Annotated in this window: 5 protein-coding genes; 1 reads left to right on the top strand and 4 read right to left on the bottom strand. The window is 71.5% G+C overall.

The window, feature by feature from the left end:
* Window positions 1–508 precede the first annotated feature (508 nt).
* On the top strand, window positions 509–1,522 hold the full coding sequence (trpS, locus tag HZS56_RS37150) for a tryptophan--tRNA ligase (RefSeq protein ID WP_216725216.1): 1,014 nt from the start codon (window positions 509–511) through the stop codon (window positions 1,520–1,522).
* Window positions 1,523–1,560: 38 nt separating this feature from the next.
* Here trpS and proC read toward each other — a convergent pair whose 3' ends face one another.
* The 4 genes from proC to HZS56_RS37130 form a co-directional block, all read right to left on the bottom strand.
* Complete coding sequence (gene proC / locus HZS56_RS37145) at window positions 1,561–2,373, bottom strand: pyrroline-5-carboxylate reductase (protein WP_216725215.1); 813 nt, start codon at window positions 2,371–2,373, stop codon at window positions 1,561–1,563.
* A 134-nt stretch (window positions 2,374–2,507) separates the two neighbouring features.
* Entirely contained in the window at window positions 2,508–3,341 is an 834-nt protein-coding gene (locus HZS56_RS37140) for an ABC transporter permease (RefSeq protein WP_253915513.1), read from the bottom strand.
* A complete protein-coding gene (locus HZS56_RS37135; protein WP_216725214.1) occupies window positions 3,338–4,162 on the bottom strand; it encodes an ABC transporter ATP-binding protein in 825 nt (274 codons plus the stop codon). The genes HZS56_RS37140 and HZS56_RS37135 overlap by 4 nt, the downstream gene beginning before the upstream one ends.
* Before the next feature lie 32 nt (window positions 4,163–4,194).
* The coding region (locus tag HZS56_RS37130) for a class I SAM-dependent methyltransferase (RefSeq protein ID WP_216725213.1) at window positions 4,195–4,951 on the bottom strand (757 nt) is incomplete at its 5' end.

The following is a 4,951-nucleotide window of genomic DNA, read 5'->3' as shown; positions in this document are numbered from 1 at the left end:
CGACTGTATCAGATCCTTTCCGGTTCTGATTCCCCGTCAGAGGGGGTTGTCTTTCCGGCTGTTGGGCCGTTCCGACGAGGTGAGACTGTAGCGGATTCCCGGCGTCCGAAGCTAATCGGGCCACGTTCTTTCGAACTGGATTCCTCATTCCGCGAATACACGCACCGGTACGACAACAACGACGCCGACAGAGCGACTGCTCGTTGAGAAGTGGTTGGTACTTGCGAAATCGCTGTCCGGGGACCGACCGGGGTCGGCGCTCACGTCGGACAACTCGGGGAACACTACGAGCGCGGGTTCGGGGTGTCAAATCCAGGGCCGGGGCGCCTCCCGGAGCGTAGTGTGAGGCACGTGATGACGCATACGTGCAACCAGCTGTGGTGGGCCGCCTGACGGCGGCCGTACTCGCGTATGCACTCAACGGCCGCCGCCTCGGCGGCCGTTCTCGTATCTCCCTCCAGGAGGGGCGGCCGGCGGGTGGCGGTGGCCCCGACCAGGAGGTGGAGAGGTGACGAGGGTCTTCAGTGGGATCAAGCCGACCGGGCATCTGACGCTGGGGAACTATCTGGGAGCCGTGCGGCGGTGGGCCGCGAACGACCAGTACCGGTCCGACGCGCTGTTCTGCGTCGTCGACCTGCACGCGCTGACCGTGGACCACGATCCGGCACGAGTGCGCAGACTCAGTCGGCAGGCGGCGTCGCTGCTGCTTGCGGCGGGGCTCGATCCCGAGCAGTGCACCGTGTTCGTGCAGAGCCACGTCGACGAGCACACCCGGCTCTCCTACGTACTGGAGTGCGTCGCGACCGACGGGGAGATGCGGCGGATGATCCAGTACAAGGAGAAGGCCGCGCGGGAACGGGGGCGGGGCGGGAGCGTGCGGCTGGCGCTGCTGACGTATCCCGTGCTGATGGCGGCGGACATCCTGGCGTACGGGACGGACGAGGTGCCGGTCGGGGACGACCAGACGCAGCACGTGGAACTGGCGCGGGATCTCGCGGTGCGGTTCAACCAGCGGTACGGGCACACGTTCACGGTGCCGCGGGCGACCGGTCCGGCGGTGGCGGCCCGGGTGATGAATCTCCAGGACCCCGTCTCGAAGATGGGCAAGAGCGAGGATGTCGGGCCGGGGATCGTCTATCTGCTGGACGAGCCCGATGTGGTGCGGAAGAAGGTCATGCGGGCCGTGACCGACAGCGGACACGGCGTGGTGTACGACCGGGAGGAGCGGCCGGGGCTCGCGAACCTGCTGGAGATCCTGGCCGCCTGCACGGGTGGTGAGCCCGCGGAGCTGGCGGGGGCGTACGACTCGTACGGGGCGTTGAAGAAGGACACCGCGGAAGCCGTCGTCGAGGTGTTGCGGCCCGTGCAGGAGCGGCATCGTCAGCTGTGCGCCGATCCGGGGTACGTGGACGGTGTGCTGCGGGAGGGCGCGGAACGGGCCCGGGGCATGGCCCGTCCGAGGGTGGACGCGGCCTACCGGGCGATCGGGCTGCTGGCGCCCGTGGACGCGTCCGACCGGTAGGCCGTCAGCCTTCGGTTCTCGTCAGTCTCCGCCGTTCGTCAGTCCTTCGTGCCGGAGGCCAGCTCGCGGCTGCGGTCGCGGGCTGCCTCCAGGGCGGCGATGAGGGCGGCGCGGACGCCGTGGTTCTCCAGCTCGCGGATGGCGTTGATGGTGGTTCCGGCGGGCGACGTGACGTTCTCCCGGAGTTTGACCGGGTGTTCGCCGCTGTCGCGGAGCATCTTCGCGGCGCCGATCGCGGACTGGACGATCAGGTCGTGGGCCTTGTCGCGGGGCAGGCCGAGGAGGATCCCGGCGTCGGTCATCGCTTCGACCAGGTAGAAGAAGTACGCCGGTCCCGAGCCGGAGAGGGCGGTGCACGCGTCCTGCTGGGACTCCGGGACGCGCAGGGTCTTGCCGACGGCGCCGAAGATCTCCTCGGTGTGGCTCAGGTGGGCGGCGGTCGCGTGGGTGCCGGCGGAGATGACGGACATGGCCTCGTCGACGAGGGCCGGGGTGTTCGTCATGACGCGGACGACCGGGGTCCCGGCGGCGAGGCGTTCCTCGAAGAAGGATGTCGGGATGCCCGCCGCGCCGCTGATGACCAGGCGGTCGGCGGGGACGTGCGGGGCGAGTTCGTCGAGGAGGGTGCCCATGTCCTGGGGCTTGACCGTGAGGATCAGGGTGTCGGCGGTCTTGGCGGCCTCGGCGTTGGTGACCGGGGTGACTCCGTGGCGGGCGCGGAGTTCGTCGGCCCGTTCCCGGCGGCGGGCGGTGACCAGGAGGTCGGTGGGGGACCAGCCGGCTCCGATCATGCCGCTGAGCAGGGCTTCGCCGATCTTGCCGGTGCCGAGGACTGCGACTTTCTGGGTCATGGGGTTGGGTGCCCTCCGGTGCCCTGGTGGCCTGGTGGCCAGTGGCTGTGTGGGGTGCGTCGTGCGTTCGTCTCATCCTCGCACCGGTGGGGGCGGGCGACGTGTCGCGTCCAGCCTGCGGGACGGTCGGGCTGTCAGGCCGTGCGGCGTTTGAGAGTGGCCGCGCCCAGGACCAGGACCAGCAGGGCGCAGCCGGCGACGATCAGGGCGTCCCGTACGAACGCGGTGGTCATGTCGGTGTGCCGCAGGACCTCGTTCATGCCGTCGACGGCGTAGGACATCGGCAGGACGTCGGAGACGGCTTCCAGGGCCGGGTGCATGGTGTCGCGCGGGGTGAAGAGACCGCAGAGGAGCAACTGGGGGAAGATCACCGCCGGCATGAACTGCACCGCCTGGAACTCCGAGGCGGCGAAGGCGGAGACGAAGAGGCCGAGGGCGGTGCCCAGGAGGGCGTCGAGCAGCGCGACCAGGAGCAGGAGCCAGGGGCTGCCGGTCACGTCCAGGCCCAGGAACCAGACCGCCAGGCCGGTGGCGAGGGCCGACTGGACGATGGCGAGGGCGCCGAAGGCGAGGGCGTAGCCGGCGATGAGATCACCCTTGGCGAGCGGCATGGCGAGGAGGCGTTCGAGAGTGCCCGAGGTGCGCTCGCGCAGGGTCGCGATGGACGTGACCAGGAACATCGTGATCAGCGGGAAGATGCCGAGGAGCGAGGCACCGATGTTGTCGAAGGTGCGCGGGCTGCCGTCGAAGACGTAGCGCAGCAGGAAGAGCATCACGCACGGGATCAGCAGAAGCAGGGCGATGGTGCGCGGGTCGTGGCCGAGTTGGCGCAGGACGCGGGCCGCGGTGGCGGTGGTGCGGGTGAGGCTGAGGGTGCGCGTGGGGGATGGAGTGAGGGTGGGCGCCGCCGGGTGGGGCGCAGGGGTTCCGGGGGTTCCGGGGATCCCAGGGGTTCCGCGGGTGCTCATCGGGTCGTCTCCTTTGCGCGGGCGGCCGTCGTGGCCTCGTCGACCAGGTGCAGGAACGCTTCCTCGACCGTCTCGGAGCCGGTGCGGGCGCGCAGGGCGTCGGGGGTGCCGTCGGCGAGGATCCGGCCCTCGCGCATGAGGAGCAGGCGGTGGCAGCGCTCGGCCTCGTCCATGACGTGGGAGGAGACGAGGAGCGTGGCGCCGCGGTCGGCGGCGAGGGAGTGGAAGAGGGCCCACAGGTCGCGGCGGAGTACGGGATCCAGGCCGACCGTCGGTTCGTCGAGGACGAGGAGGTCGGGGGCGCCGAGCAGGGCGACGGCGAGGGAGACGCGGCTGCGCTGGCCGCCGGAGAGGTTGCCGGCCAGGGCGTCGGCGTGGGTGGTGAGGTCGACGTCGGTGACGGCCCGGGTGACGTCCTCGCGGCGTCGGTCGGCGGCACCTCGGCCGGGAGCGAGGATCGCGGCGAAGTACTCGAGGTTCTGGCGGACCGTGAGGTCGTCGAAGACGGACGGCGCCTGGGTGACGTAGCCGATGCGGGTGCGCAGGGCGGGGTGGCCCGCCGGTCGGCCGAGGACGTCGAGGGTGCCGGTGATCCTGGCCTGGGTGCCGGCGATCGCGCGCATGAGGGTCGACTTGCCGCAGCCGGACGGACCGAGGAGGCCGGTGATCCGGCCGCGCGGGACGGTGAAGGCGAGTTCGTGCAGGACCGCGCGGGGGCCGCGGACGACGGTGAGGGCTTCGGCGCGGACGGCGGGCACGGCCGGGGTGCCGGTCTGCTCTTCGGGTGGCCGGGAGGGAGGGTTCCCCGTGTAATTCATCATGTGATGAATACTCCTCCCGGCCCCGCGCCGCGTCAAGCCGTCGCGAGCAGGAGATGGACGTCGTACGTCTCCTCGGCGACTCCGTCCGGGAAGACCGCCAGCAGGTGCCGGCGCTCCTCGGCCAGGAAGGCGGCGGTGCGTTCCCCGCCGTCGGTCAGGAAGACCGAGTGGCTGCCGAGGTTGGCCAGGTGGGTGTCGACGGGGACGCGGCGGCTCCAGCGGACGACCCGGCGGACGAAGTCGAGGCTCCCGGTGGGGTCGGCGACGCGGGGGTCGCAGTCCCGTTGCCCGGCGGAGAGGTTCTGGTCGGCGAAGTGCCGGTCGACCCGCCGGGCCGAATCCGCGATCCACGGCACGTCGAGCGCGGCGGTGTTCCACCACAGGGCGAGCGCACCGCCCGGCCGCAGTACGCGCAGCGCCTCCGGGACCGCGCGGACGGGGTCGGTCCAGTGCCAGGCCTGGGCGTAGGTGAGGAGGTCGGCGGTGTGGTCGGCCAGGGGGAGGGCGTTGCCGTTGCCGCGGACGACCGGCACGCCGGGGAGACTGCGGCGGAACTCGGCGGCCATGCCGGCGCCGGGTTCCACGGCGATCACGTCGGCGCCGCGCTCGTGCAGGCGTGCGGTGGCGAGGCCGGTGCCGGCGCCGATGTCCGCGACGCGGGAGCCCTTGAAGGGGCGGCCGGTCAGCTCCTCCAGCGCGTCGAAGAGGGCGGGCGGGTAGGAGGGGCGGTTGGCGGCGTACTGGGCCGCGGCGGCGTTGAAGGAGCGCGCTCGCGCGGTGTGGGTGGGC

The sequence above is a fragment of the Streptomyces mayonensis genome, assembly GCF_018982965.1.
GTDB classification, from domain to species: Bacteria; Actinomycetota; Actinomycetes; order Streptomycetales; family Streptomycetaceae; genus Streptomyces; species Streptomyces mayonensis.
This window is presented reverse-complemented; position numbering and strand designations above follow the sequence as displayed.